At 71.4% G+C, this 20,708-nt stretch carries 24 protein-coding genes; 10 read left to right on the plus strand and 14 right to left on the minus strand.

All coding sequences use genetic code 11. From position 1 onward, the window contains the following. Nucleotides 1–3: 3 nt before the first annotated feature. From A4R43_RS12885 to A4R43_RS42705, 6 genes are read right to left on the minus strand one after another with little or no spacing between them, the layout of a single operon-like run. A complete protein-coding gene (locus A4R43_RS12885; RefSeq protein WP_113692562.1) occupies nt 4–933 on the minus strand; it encodes a DnaJ C-terminal domain-containing protein in 930 nt (309 codons plus the stop codon). Between the two features lie 27 nt (nt 934–960). Continuing rightward, nucleotides 961–1,272 (minus strand): DnaJ domain-containing protein, encoded by a 312-nt coding sequence (locus A4R43_RS12890; RefSeq protein WP_113692563.1) that lies wholly within the window; start codon nt 1,270–1,272, stop codon nt 961–963. Between the two features lie 19 nt (nt 1,273–1,291). Continuing rightward, on the minus strand, nt 1,292–1,660 hold the full coding sequence (locus A4R43_RS12895) for an Hsp20/alpha crystallin family protein (protein WP_236808950.1): 369 nt from the start codon (nt 1,658–1,660) through the stop codon (nt 1,292–1,294). Continuing rightward, the gene (gene thiI / locus A4R43_RS12900; protein ID WP_113697540.1) at nt 1,587–2,876 is read right to left on the minus strand and encodes a tRNA uracil 4-sulfurtransferase ThiI; all 1,290 of its coding nucleotides are present in this window, start codon (nt 2,874–2,876) and stop codon (nt 1,587–1,589) included. The genes A4R43_RS12895 and thiI overlap by 74 nt, the downstream gene beginning before the upstream one ends. Before the next feature lie 43 nt (nt 2,877–2,919). Continuing rightward, complete coding sequence (locus A4R43_RS12905) at nt 2,920–3,699, minus strand: ANTAR domain-containing protein (protein WP_418190818.1); 780 nt, start codon at nt 3,697–3,699, stop codon at nt 2,920–2,922. A 5-nt stretch (nt 3,700–3,704) separates the two neighbouring features. After that, nucleotides 3,705–3,881 (minus strand): hypothetical protein, encoded by a 177-nt coding sequence (locus A4R43_RS42705; RefSeq protein ID WP_162788452.1) that lies wholly within the window; start codon nt 3,879–3,881, stop codon nt 3,705–3,707. A 236-nt stretch (nt 3,882–4,117) separates the two neighbouring features. Here A4R43_RS42705 and A4R43_RS12910 point away from each other — a divergent pair, with 236 nt between their 5' ends. Further along, complete coding sequence (locus tag A4R43_RS12910) at nt 4,118–4,810, plus strand: GH12 family glycosyl hydrolase domain-containing protein (RefSeq protein WP_113692565.1); 693 nt, start codon at nt 4,118–4,120, stop codon at nt 4,808–4,810. A gap of 66 nt (nt 4,811–4,876) precedes the next feature. Here the strand turns inward: A4R43_RS12910 and A4R43_RS12915 are convergent, their stop codons facing one another. The 3 genes from A4R43_RS12915 to A4R43_RS12925 form a co-directional block, all read right to left on the minus strand. Further along, nucleotides 4,877–5,557: a fasciclin domain-containing protein gene (locus A4R43_RS12915; protein WP_113692566.1), complete on the minus strand. Its 681-nt coding sequence runs from the start codon at nt 5,555–5,557 to the stop codon at nt 4,877–4,879. A 103-nt stretch (nt 5,558–5,660) separates the two neighbouring features. After that, complete coding sequence (locus A4R43_RS12920; protein ID WP_113692567.1) at nt 5,661–7,208, minus strand: molybdopterin-dependent oxidoreductase; 1,548 nt, start codon at nt 7,206–7,208, stop codon at nt 5,661–5,663. A gap of 331 nt (nt 7,209–7,539) precedes the next feature. Beyond that, nucleotides 7,540–7,746, minus strand: coding sequence for a CsbD family protein (locus A4R43_RS12925; RefSeq protein ID WP_113692568.1), 207 nt, complete (start codon nt 7,744–7,746; stop codon nt 7,540–7,542). Nucleotides 7,747–8,025: 279 nt separating this feature from the next. Here A4R43_RS12925 and A4R43_RS12930 point away from each other — a divergent pair, with 279 nt between their 5' ends. After that, the gene (locus tag A4R43_RS12930) at nt 8,026–9,030 is read left to right on the plus strand and encodes an alpha/beta fold hydrolase (RefSeq protein ID WP_236808952.1); all 1,005 of its coding nucleotides are present in this window, start codon (nt 8,026–8,028) and stop codon (nt 9,028–9,030) included. Nucleotides 9,031–9,080: 50 nt separating this feature from the next. Here the strand turns inward: A4R43_RS12930 and A4R43_RS12935 are convergent, their stop codons facing one another. Together A4R43_RS12935 and sigJ are read right to left on the minus strand one after the other, a co-directional pair. Then, nucleotides 9,081–9,617 carry a DoxX family protein gene (locus A4R43_RS12935; RefSeq protein WP_113692569.1) on the minus strand — a complete coding sequence of 179 codons (537 nt, stop codon included), beginning with the start codon at nt 9,615–9,617 and terminating at the stop codon, nt 9,081–9,083. 37 nt (nt 9,618–9,654) lie between these two features. After that, nucleotides 9,655–10,569, minus strand: coding sequence for an RNA polymerase sigma factor SigJ (gene sigJ / locus A4R43_RS12940; RefSeq protein ID WP_113692570.1), 915 nt, complete (start codon nt 10,567–10,569; stop codon nt 9,655–9,657). Between the two features lie 149 nt (nt 10,570–10,718). On the opposite strand from sigJ, the gene A4R43_RS12945 reads away from it, so the two are divergent. Continuing rightward, complete coding sequence (locus tag A4R43_RS12945) at nt 10,719–11,891, plus strand: NAD(P)/FAD-dependent oxidoreductase (protein WP_113692571.1); 1,173 nt, start codon at nt 10,719–10,721, stop codon at nt 11,889–11,891. Here the strand turns inward: A4R43_RS12945 and A4R43_RS12950 are convergent. Beyond that, nucleotides 11,829–12,725: a helix-turn-helix domain-containing protein gene (locus A4R43_RS12950; protein WP_205215317.1), complete on the minus strand. Its 897-nt coding sequence runs from the start codon at nt 12,723–12,725 to the stop codon at nt 11,829–11,831. The genes A4R43_RS12945 and A4R43_RS12950 overlap by 63 nt on opposite strands. A gap of 73 nt (nt 12,726–12,798) precedes the next feature. Between A4R43_RS12950 and A4R43_RS12955 the strand changes: the two genes are divergently transcribed. From A4R43_RS12955 to A4R43_RS12985, 7 genes are all read left to right on the plus strand, one after another. Further along, nucleotides 12,799–13,593 (plus strand): alpha/beta fold hydrolase, encoded by a 795-nt coding sequence (locus A4R43_RS12955; RefSeq protein WP_113692572.1) that lies wholly within the window; start codon nt 12,799–12,801, stop codon nt 13,591–13,593. A gap of 68 nt (nt 13,594–13,661) precedes the next feature. Then, entirely contained in the window at nt 13,662–14,477 is an 816-nt protein-coding gene (locus A4R43_RS12960) for an SGNH/GDSL hydrolase family protein (protein WP_113692573.1), read from the plus strand. Nucleotides 14,478–14,551: 74 nt separating this feature from the next. Then, on the plus strand, nt 14,552–14,968 hold the full coding sequence (locus A4R43_RS12965) for a hypothetical protein (RefSeq protein WP_113692574.1): 417 nt from the start codon (nt 14,552–14,554) through the stop codon (nt 14,966–14,968). Beyond that, entirely contained in the window at nt 14,965–16,167 is a 1,203-nt protein-coding gene (locus A4R43_RS12970) for a putative T7SS-secreted protein (protein WP_113692575.1), read from the plus strand. The genes A4R43_RS12965 and A4R43_RS12970 overlap by 4 nt, the downstream gene beginning before the upstream one ends. A gap of 5 nt (nt 16,168–16,172) precedes the next feature. Continuing rightward, the gene (locus A4R43_RS12975; RefSeq protein WP_162788453.1) at nt 16,173–16,763 is read left to right on the plus strand and encodes a hypothetical protein; all 591 of its coding nucleotides are present in this window, start codon (nt 16,173–16,175) and stop codon (nt 16,761–16,763) included. After that, complete coding sequence (locus A4R43_RS12980; protein WP_162788454.1) at nt 16,760–17,968, plus strand: hypothetical protein; 1,209 nt, start codon at nt 16,760–16,762, stop codon at nt 17,966–17,968. The genes A4R43_RS12975 and A4R43_RS12980 overlap by 4 nt, the downstream gene beginning before the upstream one ends. A 10-nt stretch (nt 17,969–17,978) precedes the next feature. Continuing rightward, nucleotides 17,979–18,509 (plus strand): YbaB/EbfC family nucleoid-associated protein, encoded by a 531-nt coding sequence (locus tag A4R43_RS12985; RefSeq protein WP_236808954.1) that lies wholly within the window; start codon nt 17,979–17,981, stop codon nt 18,507–18,509. Nucleotides 18,510–18,518: 9 nt separating this feature from the next. On the opposite strand, the gene A4R43_RS12990 is transcribed toward A4R43_RS12985, so the two are convergent. Then, nucleotides 18,519–19,418: an RNA polymerase sigma-70 factor gene (locus A4R43_RS12990; protein ID WP_113692578.1), complete on the minus strand. Its 900-nt coding sequence runs from the start codon at nt 19,416–19,418 to the stop codon at nt 18,519–18,521. Between the two features lie 9 nt (nt 19,419–19,427). Then, entirely contained in the window at nt 19,428–20,612 is a 1,185-nt protein-coding gene (locus tag A4R43_RS12995) for an NAD(P)/FAD-dependent oxidoreductase (RefSeq protein ID WP_113692579.1), read from the minus strand. Nucleotides 20,613–20,708 lie beyond the last annotated feature (96 nt).

Raw genomic sequence — 20,708 nt, forward strand, 5'->3', positions numbered from 1 at the left:
GCGTCACGACGTCGAACCGGCGCGCGGGTCGAAGTCGCGGGTGGCGTCGGCGTAGGCGCGCAGTGCCTCGCGCGCCCGGCGGTCGTGCCGCTCTGGCAACGCCGCCCGCAGCGTGACCAGGAGATCTCCCGGACGGCCGTGCTCGCGCCGGATGCCGTGCCCGCGCAGGCGCAGGGTCCGGCCAGGCTTGCTGTCGGCGGGAACGCGCACGTTCCGGCTGCCGTCCAGGGTGGGCACGGCGACGGTCGCGCCGAAGACCAGTTCGGGCACCGACACCGGCAGGCTCACCAGGAGATCGTCGCCGTCGCGGTCGAACACCGGGTCCGGGGTGACGTGGATGCGCAGGTAGAGGTCACCGGGCACGCCGTGCGGCCCGCCAGGTTCACCCTGTCCGCGCAGGCGGATGCGCTGGCCGTCGGTGACCCCGGCCGGGATGCGGACCTGCCCGCCGCGGGTGCCGGAGTCGTCGGTCAGCGGCAGCGTGGTGCCACGGGCGGCGGTGCGGAAGTCCAGCGTCAGCTCGGCTTCCAGGTCCGCGCCACGCCGCGGCGCTGTGCCGGTACCGAAGAGGCTGTCGAACAACGCCTGGGCGTCCGCCATGCCCATGCCACCACGGCCGGAGCCGAACAGGTCACCGAGATCGAAGAACGATCCGCCCGTCGCCGTGCCCACGCTGCCACCGCGGGCGGCGCCGCTGGCCGCGAACCGGCGCGCTTCGTCGTATTCGGCGCGCTTGCCCGGGTCGGACAACACGGTGTACGCCTCGGAAACCGCCTTGAACCGCGCCTCGGCGCCCTCATCGCCCGGATTGGCGTCCGGGTGGTACCGGCGGGCGAGCCGCCGGTACGCCTTCTTGATCTCGTCGGCCGGGGCGCCGGGCGAAACGCCGAGGTCGGCGTAGAAGTCCCGGTCGAACCATTCCGGACTGCTCATCGATCCTCCCTCAGCGTTCGGGCTGGCTCAGCGCGGCGGGTGGTAACGCACCGGCCCGGCCCACAGGTCGGGCGGGCGGTCGGCGGGGCTGCTCCGGCGCACGCGGACCGGCACCGCGGTGCCACGGGTGCGGTGCCGGTCGTACTCGGCGCGGAGCTGCCGGTCCCGCAGCAGGCGGTAGGCCTCCACCACCGCGGCCAGCAGCGCCGCGTCACCGCCCGGCGCGTCCGGGTGCACCTCGCGTACCCGCCGCCGGTAGGCCAGCGTGATCTCACGCGGGGCGGCGTCCGGGCCGACGCCCAGCACCCGGTACGGATCGGCGCGACGCGATTCGGGCACGGTTCTCACCCCGGCGGGCTCAGCTCGCCCCCGCGGTGACGGCGATCTTGCGCGGCTTGGCCCGCTCGCCGACCGGGATCCGCAGCGTGAGCACACCCGCGTCGTAGTCGGCCGCGATGTTGCCGGTGTCGAGCGTCTCGCCGAGGAACAGCCGGCGAGTGAACACCCCGCGCGGACGTTCGGCGACCCGCACGTCGTCGTTCTTGCCGTAACCGCTGCCGCGCTCGGCCTTCACGGTCAGCACGTCGCGTTCGACGTTCAGCTCGATCGACTCCGGCGAAACCCCGGGAAGATCGAACTGCACCACGAACTCGTCACCGGACCGGTAGGCGTCCATCGGCATCACCGCGGGGCGGCTCGTGCCGTTCGTGCCGGAGAACATCACCATCGCCGTTGCCTCCTGACTCCTTCCACGTTCTGCGCACATTGCCAACGCACGACTCAACTTTTGTGTTCCCGTCACCGGAGGATTTCCCGGGTTCACCCGGTTGCAGTACCTGGACGGCGGCCACCAGCTGGTCGGCGAGGTCATCCAGCCCCGCGCGCCGGTCGATGGCGGCCAAGCGGTCCGGGGTCGTGCGGGTGGCCACGCGGGGTGGCGCGAGCAGCGAGCAGCAGTCCTCGTCGGGCAGTGCGGAGATCTCGCCAGTGCCGATCCGGCGGGCTTCGGCGACGATCTCTTCCTTGTCCCAGCCCAGGAGCGGGCGCAGCAGCGGCAGTTCGCAGCCCTGCTCGGCCGCGGCGAGATTGCTCAGCGTCTGGCTGGCGACCTGGCCGAGGCTGTCCCCGGTGACCAGCGCCTGCGCGTCCAGCTCGGGCGCGAGCCGCGCGGCGGCGCGGATCATCAACCGGCGCTGGGCCACCACCTGCTCCGCGCCCGCGCCCGCGGTGGCCAGCGCCCGTTGTGCCGTGCCCATCGGGATCACGTGCAGCCGGGACGGCCCCTGGATCCCGCTCAGCACGCGCACCAGCGCGTACGCCTTGTACGCCGAAGCCGGTGAGGTGTAGGGGGCGCCGGTGAAGTGGACGAACTCGCACCGCAGCCCGCGCCGCATCGCCCGGTAGGCCGCGACCGGCGAGTCGTACCCACCGGAGAGCAGCACCAGCGCCCGCCCGCTGGACCCGACCGGCAGCCCACCCTGCCCGCGGAAGCGTTCTGAGGAAACAAAAACCTCCCGGCGATCGACTTCGACGGTGATCTCCACCTCCGGCTCGTCCAGGTCGACCGGCCAGCCGGTCTCCTGCCCCACCCGGTACCCCACCGCTGCGGCGAGTTCCTGGGAGGTCAGCGGAAACCGCCGGTCCCGCCGCCGCGCCCGCACGGCGAACCGGCGCGGCCCGCCGTCCAGGCGTTCCCGGACCAGGCGCACGGCGGCGTCGGCGGCCGCCTCCGGGGTCTTGGCCGCCCGCAGCGCGGGCTGCACCACGCTGATCCCTGGCAACCGGCGCGCCCGCTCGACCAGCTCCGCCCGCGGCAGCCGGGAGTAGAGCACCAGCACGCCGTCACGGCGGCCGACCCGCACCACGTCACGCTCGCCGACGGTCTGGCGGAGGCTGTCGAGCAGGCACCGTTCGAACCAGCCGCGGTTGCGGCCCTTCAACATCAGCTCGCCGTACTTGAGCAGCACGCACGGACGCACCGCCTCATCACCACCCTTTCCCTCCGTCACGGGCTTCAGCGGCGGTCACCTCGGTGACGAACCGCTGCGCGAGGTCACGCACCTTGACGTTGTCGCGCTGGGAGCGTGCCACGAGCAGCGCGAAGGCTTCGTCGGCGGAGACGCGGCGGGCGCCCATGATGATCCCTTTGGCCTGCTCGATCACCGCCCGCGAGGCGAGCGCCTCGCGCAGCTGCTCGGCGCGCCGCCGGCTCTCGAAAAACCGGCGGGCGTTGCGCAGGGCCGCTTCGGCGGCGGTGGTGTACAGCTCGAGCAGCGCGGCGTCGAGTTCCCGGAAACCGTGGTGGCGCGTGCCGTAGAGGTTGAGCGAGCCGTGGCACTCCTCGTCGACGAACAGCGGGGCCGACAGGTAGCCGGCCACCCCCGCCACCGCGGCGGCGAAGCCCGGCCAGCGGGAGCGGGCCTCGGCAACCGAGACCCGCTCGACCTGCCCGCTGCGGGCCGCTTCCAGGCACGGGCCCTCGCCCGCGCGGTACTGCGCCTCGTCGATCTCACCGGCCCTGGCCACCGTGGTGGCGGCCGTGCGCGGCCCGGCGTCGCTCAGCAGCGTCACGCTGGCCATGTCCGCGCCGGGAACGGCGTGGACCGCCTGCCGGCACAGCCGGTCCAGGATCGTGTCGAGGTCCTCCTCGTGGTCCAGCACGCGCGCCAGGTTCTCCAGCGCACCGGTCACCTCGTCGAGCCGTCGCGCGAACCGCGCGGTGAACGAAGCGTCCGGGCCGTCGGGCATCCACACCGCCTCGGCCATCACCGTCAGCCTCGCGCCTCCGCGTCGGTCACCAGCTCGCGCGCGGAGACGAACACCGACAGGAACACGCCGAACAGCAGCCCGAACCACGCACCGGCCAGCGCGCCACCGGCCGCGCAGCGGTCGAAACCGGCCACCGGCACGCGGTTGGCGGCCGGATGCCGGGTTCTCGTGGTGGTCATCGCGGTAGCACCTCCCGATGGTCAAGTGGTCCCTCCAGCGCCTGGTGAAGCGCGTTCACTAGGAAAGACGACAACGGGCCCCGGCTTGTTCCCAAACCTACGGCGACTGAAACAGGAAACTTGACTCCGACGCTATCAAGCCCCAGCTGGCGGCTATCGCCGCTCTCCGCTCGCGCACTACCCTTGTCCGTCGAAGCGCTTCGACAGTTCGACGGTGTTCGACAAGGGAGTCGTCCATGTTCAGATTCGTGCGCACCGCGGTCCCCGCACTGGTGCTGGCACTGGTGTTCACCGGCCTGCCCAGCCCGGCGCTGGCCGCGGCGTGGAGTTCGTCGGACCGCTGGGGCACCTGGCAGAACGGCGGATACACGCTCTACAACAACATCTGGGGCGAAGGTGGCGGCCCGCAGACGATCTGGGCCAACTCGTTCAGCAACTGGGGGGTGTGGGCCGATCACCCGAACACGGGCGGTATCAAGTCCTACCCGAACTCCACCAGGCAGGTGAACCGGCGGCTCAGTTCGCTGAACAGCGTGTCCAGCAGCTTCGACGTCACCGTGCCCGCCAGCGGCGCCTACACCAGCACCTACGACATCTGGGCCGACGACCACGCCTACGAGATCATGCTGTGGATGAACCAGAACGGCCCGATCGGGCCCATCGGTTCCTTCCAGGCCAACGTTTCGGCCGGCGGGCACGACTGGGCGGTCTACCGCGGTTCCAACGGCTCGGCGCAGGTTTTCTCGTTCCTCCGGCGCTCGGACACCAACGCGGGCACGGTGGACATCCTGGCGATCATGAACTGGATCCGCGCCCGCGGCTGGTTCGGCGACGTCACGCTGAGCCGCGCCCAGTTCGGTTACGAGATCACCTCGTCGGCCGGTGGCCTGGACTTCCGCACCAACCAGTTCTCGGTGAACTATTCCTGACGGCGTACCCGGGCACGAAGCCGCGGCGGCACCACCGGTGGGTGGTACCGCCGCGGCGAGCCGGGGTTACTTGTTGGTGCCCGGCATCATCACCTTGTCGATGACAAAAACGGTGGCGTTCTTGGTGGGGATGTTGCCGCACAGCACCTTCGCGCCGTTGACGGTCAGGTTCTCGCCACTGCCCTCGATCTTGAGCGGGCCGCCGGCGGTGTTCAGGCTCTCCAGCGAACCGCCCGCGGCCTCCAGGCCCTTGGCGTCGTAGCGCTTGGCCACGACGTGGTACTGCAGGATCGGCGCCAGCTCGTCCGGCTTGCCCGCCAGCTCGGTGAACTTCGCGTCGCCCAGCTCGGCGAAGGCCGGGTCGGCGGGCGCGAACACGGTGATCGCCTGCTGGCTGTTGAGGGTGTCCACCAGGTTGGTGGCCTTGACCGCGGCCACCAGCTTGGTCAGCAGCGGGTTGGTGGAGGCGGCGCTGGCCACCGGCTGCGGGCCCATCGAGTCCAGCGAACCGGGCTCGTTGCCCTGCGGCAACTGGGAACAGGCCGGGCCGAACACGTCGGCGTTGGTGGTCACGCCGTCCCCCGCGGCGGCCGCGGGGCTGGACATCGGCGGCGCCATCTCGCTGGTCGGGGCCGGAGCCGGCGCGGCGGTGTTGCCGGGCGACGCGGTGTCGTCGCTGCCACAGGCGGCCAGTGAAAGCGCGGCCACCGCGGTGAAACCGATTCCGGCGAGGCGAAGCTTCTTCACAAAAATCACTCCATTGGATTGCACAGGCCCGGCTCGAGCCGGTTTTCTGCTGGGGATTCGGTACCGCGGGGATGCCGGATTGGTGTTTTCCGGAAAAAATTTCTCAGCGGGTGGTGAAGTTGATGACGTGCCAGCCGGTGGCGCCGTCGGGCACGGTGCCCATGCGCTGGTCGGTCTGGGTGTAGCCGGATTTGTCGGTGGCCCGGCAGGTCACCTGGTGGTTGCCGACGGGCAGGTCGAACTCGTGCCACCACATGCGCCAGGTGTCGGCGTTCACTTCCCGGCTCAGGGTGGTTTCCTGCCACGCGCCCTGGCCGACGCGCACCTCGACCTTGGCGATCCCGGTGCCCTGCGCCCAGGCGATGCCGCCGACGCGGACCTTGCCCGCGGGCACCGTCTCGAACCCTTTCGGGAAATCGATGCGTGACTGCGTTTTGATCGGCGCCTGCTCGGCCCAGCTCCGTTCGAGCCAATAGGCGCGCCGGGCCGCCCAGGTGGTGACTTCGAGATCGATCACCCATTTGGTGGCCGAGACGTAGCCGTACAGCCCGGGGATCACCAGCCGCGCCGGGAAACCGTGCTCGACCGGCAACGGCTCACCGTTCATCCCGATCGCCAGCATCGCGCCCCGGCCGGGGTCGGCCGCCGCGGCGACCGGGCTGCCGCAGGTCCAGCCGTCCACACTGGTGGAGAACAGCTGCTCGGCACCGGGCCGCACACCCGCCTCGGCGAGCAGGTCCGCCAGGTCGATGCCGACGAAGTTCGCCGTGGACACGTAGCTGCCACCGACCTCATTGGACACACAGGTCATCGTGATCGTGCGTTCCACCAGCGGGCGGTTGCGGATGTCGGCGTAGTTGTAGGTGCGCTCGTTCTCGACCATGCCGTGCAGGCGCAGGCTCCAATCCTCGGTGCGCACCTGCGGCACCGACAACGCGGTGTCGACGCGGTAGAAATCCTTGTTGGGGGTGAGGAAGGTCGGCGTGCCCAGCTTGGCGAAATCAGCGTCGGCCGGAATCGCGGGTGCGGTGCGAGCAGGCACCAACGCCCCGACCGCGGCACGCGACGACGCGGCATCACGGGCACCGGCGAGCCACTGCCCACCAGCCCCGGCCACACCCGCACCGACCACCACCCCGGCGCCAGCCACCAGGAAACTCCGACGCGATGGTTGCCCACCCTCGACAAGCTCATCGTGAGGGCGCGCCACCCGATGCAGCCAGAGAAAGACGGCCGTCCCGGCAAGCAGGCTCGCCACCGGCGCGAGCAACGCCACCACACCCAGATCGGGCCGCTGAGCCACCGCCAGCACCCCTACCAGTCCAAACAGGACAATAGCCACGGCGCCCGGCACCGGGCTGCGCCGCGAGGCGATCCCGGCCAGCGCGGCCGCGATCACCATCACCGCCGCCATGCCCAGCAGCAACACGAGCTTGTCGTAGACGCCGAAGGTCCGGACCGCGAAGTCCTTCAACTCCACCGGCGTCAGATCGATGGCGCCATTCCCCACCGCCAGATAGGGCGACGCGTTGATGTTGATCAACGCCGCCACCAGATGCCCGGCGGCCAACGCCGAGGCCAGTGCCAGGACACCGAGGAGCCCCGCGCGCCCCACCCCGATGACCGCTGCCGAACGCTTCGCGTGGTTCATACGGTGCATTCGGCGCCGGTAGCGCGCCGGATTGGTCCCGCCCCCGAATCCCCTGCTACGCGCCTCCGGACCAGGCCGCAGCCACCACCACCCCAGCGCCAAGCCGGGAGCCGGGCCTCAGCAGCCAAAACGGGAACCAAGGCCCCACCATCCGAAAGCCGGGAAACAAACCGGAGCAGCCACCCACACTCCCCCTTCCCCGCCCCGGTCCACAGCCAAAACACGGGGAAGAACTCGTTGTCAAGGTACTCTCCCCAGCCTCGACAACGAGTTCTTCCCCGTCGTAACAAACCCGGGGTGGCGGCGCCCCGGCCGCACCCCCGGCAGAAAATTACCGCTTGAAAACGCCCTTGACCTTGTCAGCAGCGTCGCCGACCGCGTCCTTCACGTCTTCGACAGCGCCCTTCAGCCCCGCCTTGGCCTGGTCGCCCTGGCCCTCCGCCCGCAACTGCTCGTCACCGGTGGCCCGCCCGGCGGCTTCCTTGGCCTTGCCGCCGAGGTCTTCGGCCTTGTTGCTGATCTTGTCGCCCAACGACATCGCGGTTCTCCCTCCTCGAGGCGCCCCTGGCGGGCGCCGCTACCAGGAAGGACACCGGGCCACCAGATCCGTCACGGCGGCGTGACCGGGGTCACCCCAAGCCCGCCACCACTAGCACGCCCGACCCCCACCCCTCTTCTTTCTTCTTGCTTCCTTTCCCCGGTGATCAAGGGTTGTTGTGCCATCTCCGGATGCACTAGGTTGGCATCGGCTTCCCGCAAACCAGTCGAACACCTGGACGAACGACCATTTTGTTCAGCAACCCCCGAGGAGAACTGCGTGTTCCGAAGAAACAGCGCCCAGTCACGCGCGCGCCGCGGCCTCTACGCCGTGCTGGCCGCCGTCGTGCTGCTGCTGGCCGGGTCGGCCGCCGGTGCCGAGCAGCCGGTCGCCGAGCAGGCCGAATCGAAGAGCCTTCCCGGGTTCAGCCACGGCACCGTGGCCGTGCAGGGCACCACGCTGCACTACGTCCGCGGTGGCTCCGGGCCGCCGCTGGTCCTGCTGCACGGCTGGCCGCAGACCTGGTGGGAATGGGCGAAGGTGATGCCCGCGCTCGCCGAAAACCACACCGTGATCGCGTTCGACCTGCCCGGTGCCGGTGAGTCGAGCATCCCGGCGGGCGGCTACGACAAGGCGACCACCGCGGCCCGCATCCGCGAGGGCGTCCACAAGCTGGGCTACACCCAGGTGTCCCTGCTCGGCCACGACACCGGCGCGCTCGTCGCCTACCCGTACGCCCGCGACTACCCGGCGGAGGTCGTGCGGATGGCCGTGCTGGAGACACCGCTGTCCGGCTTCGGCCTCGAGAACTTCTACGGCATCAGCTTCCACCTCGGCCTGAACCAGACCGCCGCGCCCGTCCCGGAAAAGCTCATCGACAACGACGATGTGCCGACCTATCTCGGCTGGCTGTTCAGCGGCGCGCGCTATCCCGAGCGCATCGACCAGGCGACCTTCTTCCAGGCCTACGCGAGCCCGGCACGCCGGACCGCGGGCTACGAGTACTACCGGGCCTTCGCCGCCGACGGCGCGAACAACCAGGCCAACGCGCACAAGCGCCTGCAGATGCCGGTGCTGGCGATGGGTGCGGAGTTCGCGTTCGGCCCGCACGTGGCCAACTCGTTCAGCCAGGTGGGCGATGACGTCCGCGGCGTCGTCGCGCCGGACAGCGGCCACTGGATCGCCGAGGAGAACACGGCTTTCCTGAGCGCCTGCGCCAAGCTCTTCTTCGGACCGGCGGGCGTTCCCGCGCCCAGCCCGGAACTGGCGAACTGCGTGGCCTGACAAAGCACCCGGTCCCGCGCGTTTCACCGGACGCGCGGGACCGAGCAGCGCTAACCGGCGATCCAGCCCCGGTCCACCGCCGACCGCAGCATGACGTCCTCGGCCAGCGGCAGCGTCACGAACGAAACGGCGTACAGCACCACAACCAGCGCGGCGGGCACGGCCCAGGCACGGGGACCGGCCACCTTCGGTTCACGGTCACCACCGATCCGGCGGCTGGCCGGGCGCAGCGCCCACGACACCGCACCCAGCACCGCGAACCCCAACGGCGGCCCCCACGACACGAGTCCGTCGCCGAGCGCCAGGTGCGAAGTCACCGCGGCCAGCCACGTGAACAGCACGCCCGCGTACGCCCATTCCTTGAGCAGCGGGAAACCCGGCGCGATGATCGCGAGCGCCGCGGCCACGTGGCACACGCCCAGGATGTAGGCGACGAACGGCGGATATCCCAGGTGGCCGAGCTGGACTTCCACCCATTCGATCCTCATCAGGTTCCAGACCGAGCCGGCGATCAGCTCGGAAACAACGGCGAGCGTGGCCACCCGGAAAACGATCTGGCGGGCCCGGCCGGACGTCGGTGCTGGCATTCTTTTCTTCCTCCTTGAATGAAATGGACAGGGGAATTCAGCGCCCGGGAAGCCACGAACGGAGTTTTTCCGGGTTGCGCACCGCCCAAATGTGCTTGATGCGGTCGTGCTCGACCTCGAACGCGGCGACCGTCACGGTGACGCCGTCCCGCTGCACCACCAGCCCCGGCTGGCCGTTCACCGTGCGTTCCAGGATGGTCAGGCCCTCCAGTCGCGCGGTGAGCCGGACCATGGCCCGCACGATGCCCTCGGCGCCTTCGACCGGGTGGCGCACCGTGCTGACCAGGCCGCCGCCGTCGGCGATGGCCGTGGCACCGGGGTCGAGCAGGCCGATCAGCGCGCCGATGTCCCCGGCTTCCCAGGCCCGCTTGAACGCCCTGACCACACCGGCCTGCGCCGACGCCGGGCCGGGCGCCCGCTCGGCGCGGATGCGGCGCCGCGCCGAGGACGCCAGCTGACGGCACGCGGCCGGGCTGCGGCCGACGATTTCGGCGACTTCGGCGAAGGAGTACCGGAAGACGTCGTGCAGGATGAACGCGACGCGCTCGGCCGGGGTCATCGCGTCCAGCACCACGAGGAACGCCATGTTGACCGACTCGTCGAGGGTGACCCGGTCGGCGGGATCGGTGGTGAGCCCGTCGGTGACCCACTCCCCCGGTTCCGGCAGCGGCTCGGGAATCCATTCACCCACATAGGTTTCACGTCGCACGCGGGCCGAGGACAGCACGTTGAGGCAGATCCGGCTGGCGACCTTGCTCAGCCACGCGCCGGGCACCTCGATGGCGTCCTGCTCCTGCGGTGACAGGGCGTACCAGCGGGCGTAGGTCTCCTGCACGACGTCTTCGGCGTCGGCCAGCGAGCCGAGCAGGCGGTACGCGAGATTGATCAGCTGGCGGCGCTCGCCCATGATCGCGGTCAGGCCCGGGTCGGCCGGTTCTGGCTGGGTGGTCATGGCGTGGCGGCTCCCTCGCTGGCGGCTGCTTTCCCCCTTACGACAAGACAGCGCGGCGAAATGTGAGGCGGGCCGGTCACCTCACATTCCGCGGCGGTGCCTTGTCGGACTGGTGAGACCCCATCCACTCCAGACAAGGGAGCCACCCCATGCCCGAACACCGGAAAGCCCACCGGGTTGTCGTCCTCGGCGGCGGTTACGCCGGCGCGCTCGCGGCCAACCGCCTGCGCCAGCGCGACGACGTCGAGATCACCCTGGTCAATCCCCGGCCCTCGTTCGTCGACCGGATCCGGCTGCACCAGTACGTCGCCGGCACCGGGGAGGCCACAGTGGACTTCCGCGAGCTGCTCGGCGAAGGCGTCCGGCTGGTGGTCGACAGTGCCACGGCCATCGATCCCGCGGCCCGCTCGGTCGAACTGGCCTCCGGGCGCGTGCTGGACTACGACTACCTCGTCTACGCGGTCGGCAGCACCGGCGCGGTGCCGTCCTCGGTGCCCGGCGCACGCGAATTCGCCGTCTCGATGGCCGAACTGGAAGCCGCGCAGGAGCTGCGCACCAGGCTGGCCGGACTACGCCCGGACGCGCCGATCACGGTCGTCGGTGGCGGGCTGACCGGCATCGAGGCGGCCGCGGAGCTGGCCGAGCAAGGGCGCAATGTCACGCTGGTGAGTGGCGGGACCCTGGCGCCGTCACTGAGCGTGGCGGCCCGCCGGTCCACGGCGAAGTGGTTGTCCCGGCACGACGTCACCGTGGTCGAGGCCAAGGTCCGCGAGGTGCGGGCGGACGCCGTCGTGTTCGCGGGCGGCGAGGTGCGCACGAGCGCGCTGACCATCTGGGCGGCCGGTTTCGGCGTGCCCGGCCTGGCGGCGGCGAGCGGGTTGCGCACCGACGACGTCGGCCGCCTGCTCACCGACGAGACGCTGACCAGCCTCGACGACGAGCGGATCGTCGCGGCCGGGGACGCCGCCGCGCCCTCGGGCCGGCCGCTGCGGATGAGCTGCCAGATCGCCGCGCCGCTGGGCGCGCACGCCGTCGACACCGTGCTCAACCGCATCGCGGGCACCGAGCCGCCGAAGCTCGACGTGGCGTTCGTCGGCTCGTGCGTCAGCCTCGGCAGGCACGGCGGGGTGCGGCAGTTCGCCCGCAAGGACGACACCACGCTGAACTTCCACTTCGGCGGCCGTCTCGCCGCCGCGTACAAGGAGCTGACCTGCAAGCTCGGCGTGGCGAAGATCCGCCGCGAAGCCCGCAAGCCGGGCTCACTGCCGTGGGCGAAGGGCGGCAGGCACCCGGAGCTGGTGGAAAGCGTGGCCGGTCACTGACCCCGGGCCCGGCCAGCCCCAGGCGAGGTCGTCGATGGCGAGGAACGGCTCGTCGACGACGGTCGCGGGGGTCCGCGAGGTGAACGCCACCACGTCCCGGTGCAGGTGGGACTGGTCGGCGTAACCGCCTTCGGCCGCGACCCCCGCCGCGGCCTGGCCCGCGACCAGGCGGTGCACGGCGTGGTCGAAGCGGACCAGTTTCGCCGCGTGCTTGGGCGGCCTGCCGAGCTGCGCCTGGAACCGGGACCACAGGCGCTTCCGGCTCCAGCCGAGGTCGGCGGCGAGCCGCTCGATCCGGACGAGGCCGCGGCCGGCGACGATCCGGTGCCAGGCCCACGCCACCTCGGGGGCCACCCGGGCCCGGCTCCGGACCGCTGCCGCGCATCGGCGGGCGAGCCACGCGTCGGTCCACGCGAAGCGGTCGTCCCAGGAGGCGAGCGCGCTCAGCTGCTCGCTGAGCCGTGCCGATTCCCTGCCCCACAACGCATCCAGGGGCACGGCCTCGGTCAGCTCGGCCGCGGCGGGCCCCAGCACGGCGTGCGCGACCACCGGTGACAGCCGCACCTGCAGGCATTCGAAACCTTCCGCGTGCCGCACGCGGAAGTGGTCGCCGAAGCCGAGCCCGGTGGCAAAGCTGCCCCGGCACTGCCGTCCGGCGGTGTCCTCCGCGGCGATCGTGCCGCCCAGCACCAGGAGCAGCGTCACGGCCGGGTGCGGGATCAACCGGAGGCCGGGCGGGGTCCGGCCGCGGTCGCCGAACCCGGCCATGGCGACCCCGGGCACCCGGCCGGGCCGCTTCGGGCGGGCGATGTCCCACAGCACGTCAACCCCCATGACCCGATGTTACGCACGACCGGCGGAACATTTGTTCAAGCCACGGGACGGCAAGGGTCACCACAGTGCACGCATGAGTTCGCCTGCCCAAGAATCGTTCCTTTCCTTTGACGACGGCAAAATCCACGTGTGCCAGGACGGCCCGCGTGACGCGCCCGCACTGCTGCTCATCCACGGGACCGCCGTGTCGGCGCGCTCGTGGGACCCGATGGTCCCGTTCCTGGCTGACGCACACCACGTCATCCGGATCGACCTGCTCGGCTGCGGCCGCTCGGCCAAACCACGCGACGCGAGTTACGCGGTCGCGAACCAGGCTCGGCGGGCCGCCGCGGTGCTGGACCGGCTCGGCGTCGCGCGGGCCGTCGTCGCCGGGCATTCGAGCGGCGGCACGGTCGCCACGTCGCTGGCCGAGCAACGCCCCGGCCTGGTGAGCGCGGTCGTGCTGATCAACACCGGCCCCGACATGGCCGCCTATCTGGGCGAAGACACCGGCGGCGCGGCAGCACCGGCGGACCTGAGCGACGAGCAGCTGCGCCAGGCCATGAGCACCGGATTCGCGCCGGGGTACCGGATCCCGCGGTCGCTGGTGGACCAGTTCCGCGACATCGACCTCCACACGTTCGCGGAGACCTCGCGGGCGGTCCGCGCGTACCTGGACGAGCGGAGCCTTCCGGACCGGCTGGCGCCGCTGGGCAAGCCGCTGCTGGTGCTCTTCGGCGAGGAAGACCGCAGGTGGCGACCCTCCTCGGCCGCGGACTACCGCGCCGTCCCGGGCGCGACGATCCGACTGCTGCCCGGCTGCGGGCACTCGCCGAACATCGAAGACCCGGCGCGGACCGCGGCACACCTGCTGACCGTGCCCCGTTGACAGGTTGGTGAGTGCTCACCAACTATGGTTAGTGAGCACTCACCAACCTTGGAAGGGAGCACGTCGTCGTGCGCAAGCGGATCTTCACCAGGAAGCGCGTTCTCGTGGCCGCGGGCCTGCTGCTGGTCGCCGTTCTCGGCACCATCGGCACCGCCGGTCATCTCGCTTTCCTGCGCTCACCGGAGCACACGCCCGCCGAGGCCTGCGGCGGGACCACGGCCCGGCCCGCCGTGGTCGGCGCCGGGGCCAGCATGACCCAGGGCACGCTCGGCGGTGACTGGGTCGGCGCGCTGCGCGGCAGACCGGAGTTCGGCGGCTACGAGTTCGTCAACGCGGGGCACAACGGCGACACCGCCGCCGACCTGCTGGCCCGGCTGGACACCGACGTCGTGGCCTGCCACCCGGCCGCCGTGCTGGTGCTCGTCGGCACCAACGACGCCCGCGACGGCACGCCGCTGGAGCGGTACCGCGCCGACCTCACCGCGATCACCGAGCGGCTCAGGTCCGCCACCACCGCCCGGATCGCGTTGCTGTCACTGCCGCCGCTCGGCGAGGACCTGAGCACGGAAATCAACCACAAGCTGTCCGGGTACAACACGGTGATCAAGGAGACGGCGACGCGGGCGGGCGTGGACTACGTGCCGGTGCACGAGCGCATGCTCGGCCTCCTCGGCCCGGAAAGCACGCGGCAGCCGTACGACTTCTCCTTCCCACTGGCGCTGACCGCGGCGACGCGGCACTACGTGCTCGGCCAGAGCTGGGACGAGGTCGCGCGCAGCGGCGGCAGGGCGCTGCTCGTCGACCACATCCATCTCAACGACCGCGGCGCCGCACTGCTCACCGACCTGGCGGCGAACTGGCTGACCACGATCACCCACCCCTGATCGACACGAGAGCGGTCACTGATTTCGCACCACTCTGTCGCTCCCCGTGGTTATGCTGGCCCGCGGGAGGGGTCATGGCAGAGGGATACGCCGTCAACATCGAGGCGCTGGGCAAGCTCATCGGGCAGCTCGAATCCGCGACAGCACGCATCGGCGAGGCCAACCGCAAGCTCGCCGGCGCGCAGGCGTTCGGCCTGCTCGGCAACCCCACGCTGGCCGAGGAGGGCGGGCGGTTCGAGGAAACCTGGGAGTACGGGCTCGCCCAGCTCGGCGAGGCCGCCGCCGGCGTCACCGAACGACTGGACGTGGCCAAGCGGAAGTACGGCGAGCTGGAGGAAGAACACGCCAGGCTCTTCCCGCAGCCACCGCCGCTGATCACCGAGCAGAACCGGCCGCCGGCCGCTCCGGCCGGCGGGCCGGACCTGGACGAGGGGCCGGTCGGCGGCGGGTACACCGGCGGCCTCGGCGACCTCCTGGGTGGTGGCCGATGAGCGCCCCCGCCGGCTTCGGCGCACTCGGTTTCGACCCCGCGCCGGGGCAGCCGGCGGTGATCGGGGAAATCGCCGAAAAGTACCGCGTGGTCGGTCGTGACCTCGCCGACGCACTGCTGGCCATCAACCAGATCGTCCGCCAGGAAGGCATCTGGGCGGGGGAGGGAAGCGAGGCCTTCGCCCGTCGCGTCGGCGATCTGCCGGAGTACCTGGACACGGCCGCGCGGTCGATGACGCAGGCGGCCGCCGCACTCGACGACTGGCACCGGGATCTCACGGAGTTGCAGCGCCGCGCGGTCGACCTGGAAGCCAAGGCCAGACAGGCCGCCGCGGCGGCCGAAGCCGCCCAGGGCAACCCGGATTTCGCCCTGGCCAACCAGACCTTCTCCGACCAGCGGTCGCTCCAGGTCGCGCAGCAGCTACTGGACAACGCCGCCCGCCGGCTCCAGGAAGCCATCGACGGCTGCGCCGCGGTCCAGGAGGAAGCCCGGCGGCTGCTGGAGCAGCACGGTCAGCTCGCCGAACGAACCGCCGCCCTGCTCCGCCAGGCCACCGAACTCGCCCCGGACGAGCCAGGCCTGCTGGAGAAGGCGTTCGACGCGCTGGGCGAGCTGACCACGGACACCGTGAACGCGGTCGCCGACGCCTACGGGGCGATCGAGAACTTCGTCCAGGACAACGCGAACGTCGTGGCCAAGGTCTCCGACGTGGCCGGCGACATCGGCAACGTGCTCGGTGTGCTCAGCGACGTGGTCCCGGAGCCCGCCGGGGCGATCGTGGGCGCGGTGTCCGCCGGGTTCAGCCTGGGCGCGCTGGCCGGGCACACCACGGCGAAGCTGGCCGGGGCCGAGGTCGCCCCGGAAACCCTGGTCTACGACGGACTCGGCGCGCTCACCTCGGTGGCCGGGGTGTTCGCCCCCTCCGGGGTACCGGCGACCAGTGTGCTCAAGGGCGCCGGATACGGCTTGCTGGCCAGCCAGTTCGCCGGCGAGGGCATGTCGGCGGCCACGGACGTCCCGTGGGAGAGCCCGGTGGACGACTTCCTGAACTACTGGGTGCCGAAGGATCCGGGACAAGGCGCGCTGTCGTTCCTCTCCCCCGCCGCGACGGCGTTCTGGAACGCCGCCGAGCAGGGCCACGAAGCAGATCAGCGGCCAGGACGCGGCCACGAACGCGGCCGCGACAAGGTCTGGGAGTGAGCTGGATGACCACACCGCGGATCAGCCTGACCGTCCCACCCGGCTTCACCGGCCTGTCCTTGGCCGGGAACCCGGAAACGCTGGCGGACCGCATCCGGTCGCTCGCCGGGGAACTGGCCCCGCGAACCGGTGTCACGGCCGCCGAGCTGGCTTTCCACCTGGCGCGAGTGGCCGATTGGACCGGCCCCCATGGCGTGCGGCTGCTCGGCAAGTTCGCGGTCGGCGACCCGGATCCGGCGCTGGCCTCGCTCACGCTGATGCTCCGCCCGCTCGGCGGTGTGCTGCCGGAACCCCGGGAAGAAGCGGTCGCCGGGCTGGGCCGGTCGCTGCGGGAGCGGCGGCCGTCCTGCCAGATCCGGCCGATCACGCTGGCCGCCGGCCCGGCCATCGCGGTGCTGACCGAGGGGGAGTTCCGGTTTCCGGACGACCGGGGCACGCGGCCGGTCTTCCGGATCGACTTCCACCTGCCCACTCCCGGCGGCCGCGGGCTCGTGGTGCTGTCCGTCTCCGCCGACACCGGCGAGCGGCAGGCGGAGATCGCGACCGCGGCGGTGCGCGTCGCGAACTCGATCCGGGTCGGCAGCGCGAGACCATGACACCGCCCGCCATGGTGACGCCCGCCGCGGCCCAGCGGCTGCACCGGCGGCTCGGCGACCGGGAGTTCGCGTGGATCAGCCTGCGCGACGTCGGGCTGTCCCGGGCCCAGGCCGGGCAAGTCGCGGCGCGGCAAGGGTTTCACGTGGCCGGCGGCGCCGGCGACCAGACCGATGAGGTCCTGTTGCTCAGCCGCCGTCCGGTGGCCGAGCCGCGGGCGCTGATCGTCCGGCGCCGGGTGAATCCGCACACGCTCGCCCTGTCCGGCCTCTTCCTGTTGCTCGCCCTGGTTCTTTCGAACGCGCTCGCACTGGCCTATTTGGACACTGTGGGCCTGCCCGTGCTGTTCGCCTCGCTGGGCGTCCAGGTACTGCTCGGCGCGGCGCTCGTCTTCGGCTGGTACGCCCGCGGCCGGTCGTACCGGATCAGCGCGGCGCTGTCGAAGTTCGACGGCCGGACACCGGTGACCGTGCTGCCCAGCCAGTTCAAGATCTCCCCGGAGCTGCTGGTGCGACTGGCGGCGCAACTCGGCTACGCCTGCGCCGATTCGACGACGCACCACGGTTCAGGGCGGGTTCAGCTCACCTTCGGCCTGGCCGGGCAGCCGGGTTACCAAGGCCGGCGGGCCACGTCCAGCCCAGCGCGGCGGAAGTGGCTGGTCAAGCGGATCACCGCGCGGGAACCGGTGTGGATCAGCCTGCGCGAGGCGAAGCTCCCGCGCTGGGAGGTGGACGCCGTGGCCGCCGAACACGGGGAACGGGTGGTGTGGCAGTGCACCGATCCGAGCGATCAGCTGCTGCTCATCGGGCGAGGTGACCACCGGCCGCCGCTGCGGTCCTCCGCGCGCGTGCGCCCGTTCGTGCTGCACTTCCTCGTGCCGGGACTGCTGGTGGTGCTGGGCGGGACGTTCGGTGTGATCGCGTTGTTCCTCGATCTCCGGGTGACCGCGTCGGTGACCTTCACCGCCGTGGTCGTCCTGCTGCCGATCGTTTTCTACGCACCGCGGTTGTTCCCGGCCTCGGCCCAGGCGGGCTTTCTCGCCAGGGAGTTCAACGGGCGACCGCGCACCGCGGTGATCAGTTCGCTCTACTCCCTGTCGGACCAGCTGATCGTCCAGGTGGCCGCCGCCTTCGGGTACCAGTGCACCAGCGAGTCCAGTACCCAGGCGACCGGCCGCATCCTCAGCTTCAGCAAACGCACGCGGTGAGGGGTGTCAAGTGCGGAGCAATCCCGATCTGATCGAGGAAATGCGCTGGCAACTGGAAAAGATCCAGCAGCGCAAGGCCGAGAACGAGCGCCTGCTGACCGGGCTCGGCCGGGCAGACGGGGAGATCGGCGCGCTGCGCGTGACCGCGACCTCCCCGAACGGGACCGTCGCAGTGGTGGCCGGTCCCGGCGGCACGATCCAGGAGATCACCGTCCGGGAGGAGGCACTCCGCATGGACGCGGCCGGGCTGAGCCGCCTGCTCACCACCACCGCGAAGGAGGCAGCGGCCAGGGCGGCCCGGCGTCAGCTGGAGATCGTGCGCGCCCACGCCGGTCCGGCGGTCGATCCGGCGACCGCACTCGGCCCCGGCGCGCACCTGCTCACCGAGCCGGCCCCGGCGCCCCGGCCCCGGGCGACCGCCGAACCCGAGGAACCACTGGGCACCGTTTTCGACGAAGGCACCGCACCCGCGCCGGTCCACCACGACGAACCGGTCAGCGACAGCGACGCCTTCCTCCGCGACCTCGGCTTCGACCGCTGACGGACCGGGTCACAGCAGGGTCAGCGGGGTTTCGGCGTCGAGGTGGGTGAGCTTGTTCGGGTTGCGCACGTAGTACAGGCCGGTGATGCGGTGCTCCTCGACCCGCAGCGCCATGACGCCGTCGAGTTCGCCGTTCGCGTGCAGGGCCAGGCCCGGGCCGCCGTTGACGGCGACCGGGACGGCGGTGACCACGACGTCGTGCTTGGTGAGGCCGCCGACGATGAACCGCGCCACCTTCCCGGCGCCGACAACCGGCCGCGGGGAGGCCTGCTTGATCCCGCCGCCGTCGCTGATCGCCACCACGTCCGGGGCGAGCACGTCGAGCAGGCCCTGCAGGTCCCGGCCTTCCAGCGCCCGCCGGAACGCCGCGGCCGCCGCCTCGGCCTGGCCGGCGGTGACCGATCGCCGCGGCCGGCGGGCCTCGACGTGGCGGCGGGCGCGGTGGGCGATCTGGTGCACGGCACCGGAGGTCTTGCCGACCGCGTCCGCGATCTCGTCGTAGCCGAAGCCGAACACCTCACGCAGCACAAAAACCGCCCGTTCGGTCGGGCTCAGCGTCTCGAGCACCAGCATCAGCGCCATCGACACGCTTTCCGCGAGTTCGACGTCGGCCGCCACGTCCGGCGCGGTCAGCAGCGGCTCCGGCAGCCACGAACCGACGTACGCCTCCCGGCGGCGCTTCACCGACCGCAGCCGGTTGAGCGCCTGCCGGGTGGTGATGCGGACCAGGTACGCGCGCGGGTCGCCGACGGCGGAGGTGTCGACGGCGACCCAGCGCAGCCAGGTTTCCTGCAGCACGTCGTCGGCGTCGGCCGCCGAGCCGAGCATCTCGTAGGCGACGGTGAACAGCAGCCCGCGGTGGGCCACGAAGGTCTCCGTCGCCTCCGCCGTGCGATCTGCGCTGTCCATGAATCTCCCCTACGCGACCGGTATCTGATCCTGCCGCGCCCGCAACAACCGCGGCCGGTGCTTGCCATCCTTGGGCCAGTGGTGCGAACCCGGCTTGCGTGCTTCGGTCACCAGGTGCTTGACGCTGGCCTCGCACGAGAACTCCTTGAGCTTCTTGCCCGCGAACCCGGTGAAGTAGACGGGCACCGCGACGTCGCTCTTGTTCGCGAGCTGGAAGATCCCGGCGCGGCGGCCGAAGCTGACGCACATGGCCGGGAACGCCAGGTCGATCGGCCGCGGCCGCTCCCCCGCGATCCGGCTCAGCACGGTGTCGGCGGCGTGCGCGCCCAGGCAGCCCGCGGCGTAGGCGCTCATCCGGAACGGCAGGCCGGACGGCGCCGACGAGTCGCCCGCCGCGACGATGCGCTCGTCATCGAGGCTGGTCAGGGTTTCGTCGGTGAGCAACCGCCCGTCGGCATCGGTGCGCAACCCGCTGTTCGAAGCCAGATCCGGCACGCCGAAGCCGGCGGTCCAGATGGTGACCCGGCTCGCCAGCGTCCGGCCGTCCTCCAGTTCCACAGCCTCCCCGGTCACCGCGGTGACCGCCGTGCCGGGGCCTTCTACGACCTCGACGCCCAGCTTCGCCAGGTACTTGCGGGCCGTGCGCCGGGCGCGGGCGTGCAGGTACGGGCCGAGCACCCCACCGCACACCAGCGTGACGGCACGGCCCTGCTCGGCCAGTTCCGACGCGGTCTCGATGCCGGTCGGGCCGCCGCCAACCACCGTGACCGGCGCCGTCTTCGGCGTGTCCAGCAGTACCGACCGGAGCCGCTGCGCCGCTTCGTAGGTCGCCACCGGGTAGGCGTGCTCGGCCGCCCCCGGCACCCGCGGGCCCGCGCTGCCGCTGCCCACCGCGTAGACCAGGTGGTCGTAACCGAGGCTGCCGCCTTCGGCCAGGGTCACCGTGCGTGCGACCGCGTCGATCCGCGTCACACTGTCGACTACCAGCCGGACGCCGTCGGCCAGCACCTCGTCGAAGCCGACGACGGCATCGTGGGTGCCGCCCACCAGCTGGTGCAGCCGAAGCCGCGGCACGAACTCCGGGCGCGGGTTGAGCACGGTCACCGTCACGTCGTCACGCCGCGTCAGCCGGTTGGCCGCCATCACCCCGGCATAACCGCCGCCGAGCACAACCACCTCGATGTTCCCGCCCATGGTGTCTCCTTTGCTGAGAGGTTCGAGCACAAGACACCGCTCCGGCGGAAATCCTGACATGCTGTGAAGCAGCTCACGCGGAGTTCCACCGCAGGG

The organism is Amycolatopsis albispora, from assembly GCF_003312875.1.
Classification (GTDB): Bacteria; Actinomycetota; Actinomycetes; order Mycobacteriales; family Pseudonocardiaceae; genus Amycolatopsis; species Amycolatopsis albispora.

What these genes read in the sequence shown, in the direction of transcription:
- A4R43_RS12970 (WP_113692575.1), top strand. Translation starts at nt 14,965, where the DNA reads ATGAGCGCCCCCGCCGGCTTCGGCGCACTCGGTTTCGACCCCGCGCCG.
- A4R43_RS12905 (WP_418190818.1), bottom strand. Translation starts at nt 3,699, where the DNA reads ATGGCCGAGGCGGTGTGGATGCCCGACGGCCCGGACGCTTCGTTCACC.
- sigJ (WP_113692570.1), bottom strand. Translation starts at nt 10,569, where the DNA reads ATGACCACCCAGCCAGAACCGGCCGACCCGGGCCTGACCGCGATCATG.
- A4R43_RS12925 (WP_113692568.1), bottom strand. Translation starts at nt 7,746, where the DNA reads ATGTCGTTGGGCGACAAGATCAGCAACAAGGCCGAAGACCTCGGCGGC.
- A4R43_RS12895 (WP_236808950.1), bottom strand. Translation starts at nt 1,660, where the DNA reads ATGGTGATGTTCTCCGGCACGAACGGCACGAGCCGCCCCGCGGTGATG.
- A4R43_RS12885 (WP_113692562.1), bottom strand. Translation starts at nt 933, where the DNA reads ATGAGCAGTCCGGAATGGTTCGACCGGGACTTCTACGCCGACCTCGGC.
- A4R43_RS12945 (WP_113692571.1), top strand. Translation starts at nt 10,719, where the DNA reads ATGCCCGAACACCGGAAAGCCCACCGGGTTGTCGTCCTCGGCGGCGGT.
- A4R43_RS42705 (WP_162788452.1), bottom strand. Translation starts at nt 3,881, where the DNA reads ATGACCACCACGAGAACCCGGCATCCGGCCGCCAACCGCGTGCCGGTG.
- thiI (WP_113697540.1), bottom strand. Translation starts at nt 2,876, where the DNA reads ATGTTGAAGGGCCGCAACCGCGGCTGGTTCGAACGGTGCCTGCTCGAC.
- A4R43_RS12995 (WP_113692579.1), bottom strand. Translation starts at nt 20,612, where the DNA reads ATGGGCGGGAACATCGAGGTGGTTGTGCTCGGCGGCGGTTATGCCGGG.
- A4R43_RS12980 (WP_162788454.1), top strand. Translation starts at nt 16,760, where the DNA reads ATGACACCGCCCGCCATGGTGACGCCCGCCGCGGCCCAGCGGCTGCAC.
- A4R43_RS12975 (WP_162788453.1), top strand. Translation starts at nt 16,173, where the DNA reads ATGACCACACCGCGGATCAGCCTGACCGTCCCACCCGGCTTCACCGGC.
- A4R43_RS12910 (WP_113692565.1), top strand. Translation starts at nt 4,118, where the DNA reads ATGTTCAGATTCGTGCGCACCGCGGTCCCCGCACTGGTGCTGGCACTG.
- A4R43_RS12950 (WP_205215317.1), bottom strand. Translation starts at nt 12,725, where the DNA reads ATGGGGGTTGACGTGCTGTGGGACATCGCCCGCCCGAAGCGGCCCGGC.
- A4R43_RS12955 (WP_113692572.1), top strand. Translation starts at nt 12,799, where the DNA reads ATGAGTTCGCCTGCCCAAGAATCGTTCCTTTCCTTTGACGACGGCAAA.
- A4R43_RS12935 (WP_113692569.1), bottom strand. Translation starts at nt 9,617, where the DNA reads ATGCCAGCACCGACGTCCGGCCGGGCCCGCCAGATCGTTTTCCGGGTG.
- A4R43_RS12990 (WP_113692578.1), bottom strand. Translation starts at nt 19,418, where the DNA reads ATGGACAGCGCAGATCGCACGGCGGAGGCGACGGAGACCTTCGTGGCC.
- A4R43_RS12965 (WP_113692574.1), top strand. Translation starts at nt 14,552, where the DNA reads ATGGCAGAGGGATACGCCGTCAACATCGAGGCGCTGGGCAAGCTCATC.
- A4R43_RS12920 (WP_113692567.1), bottom strand. Translation starts at nt 7,208, where the DNA reads ATGAACCACGCGAAGCGTTCGGCAGCGGTCATCGGGGTGGGGCGCGCG.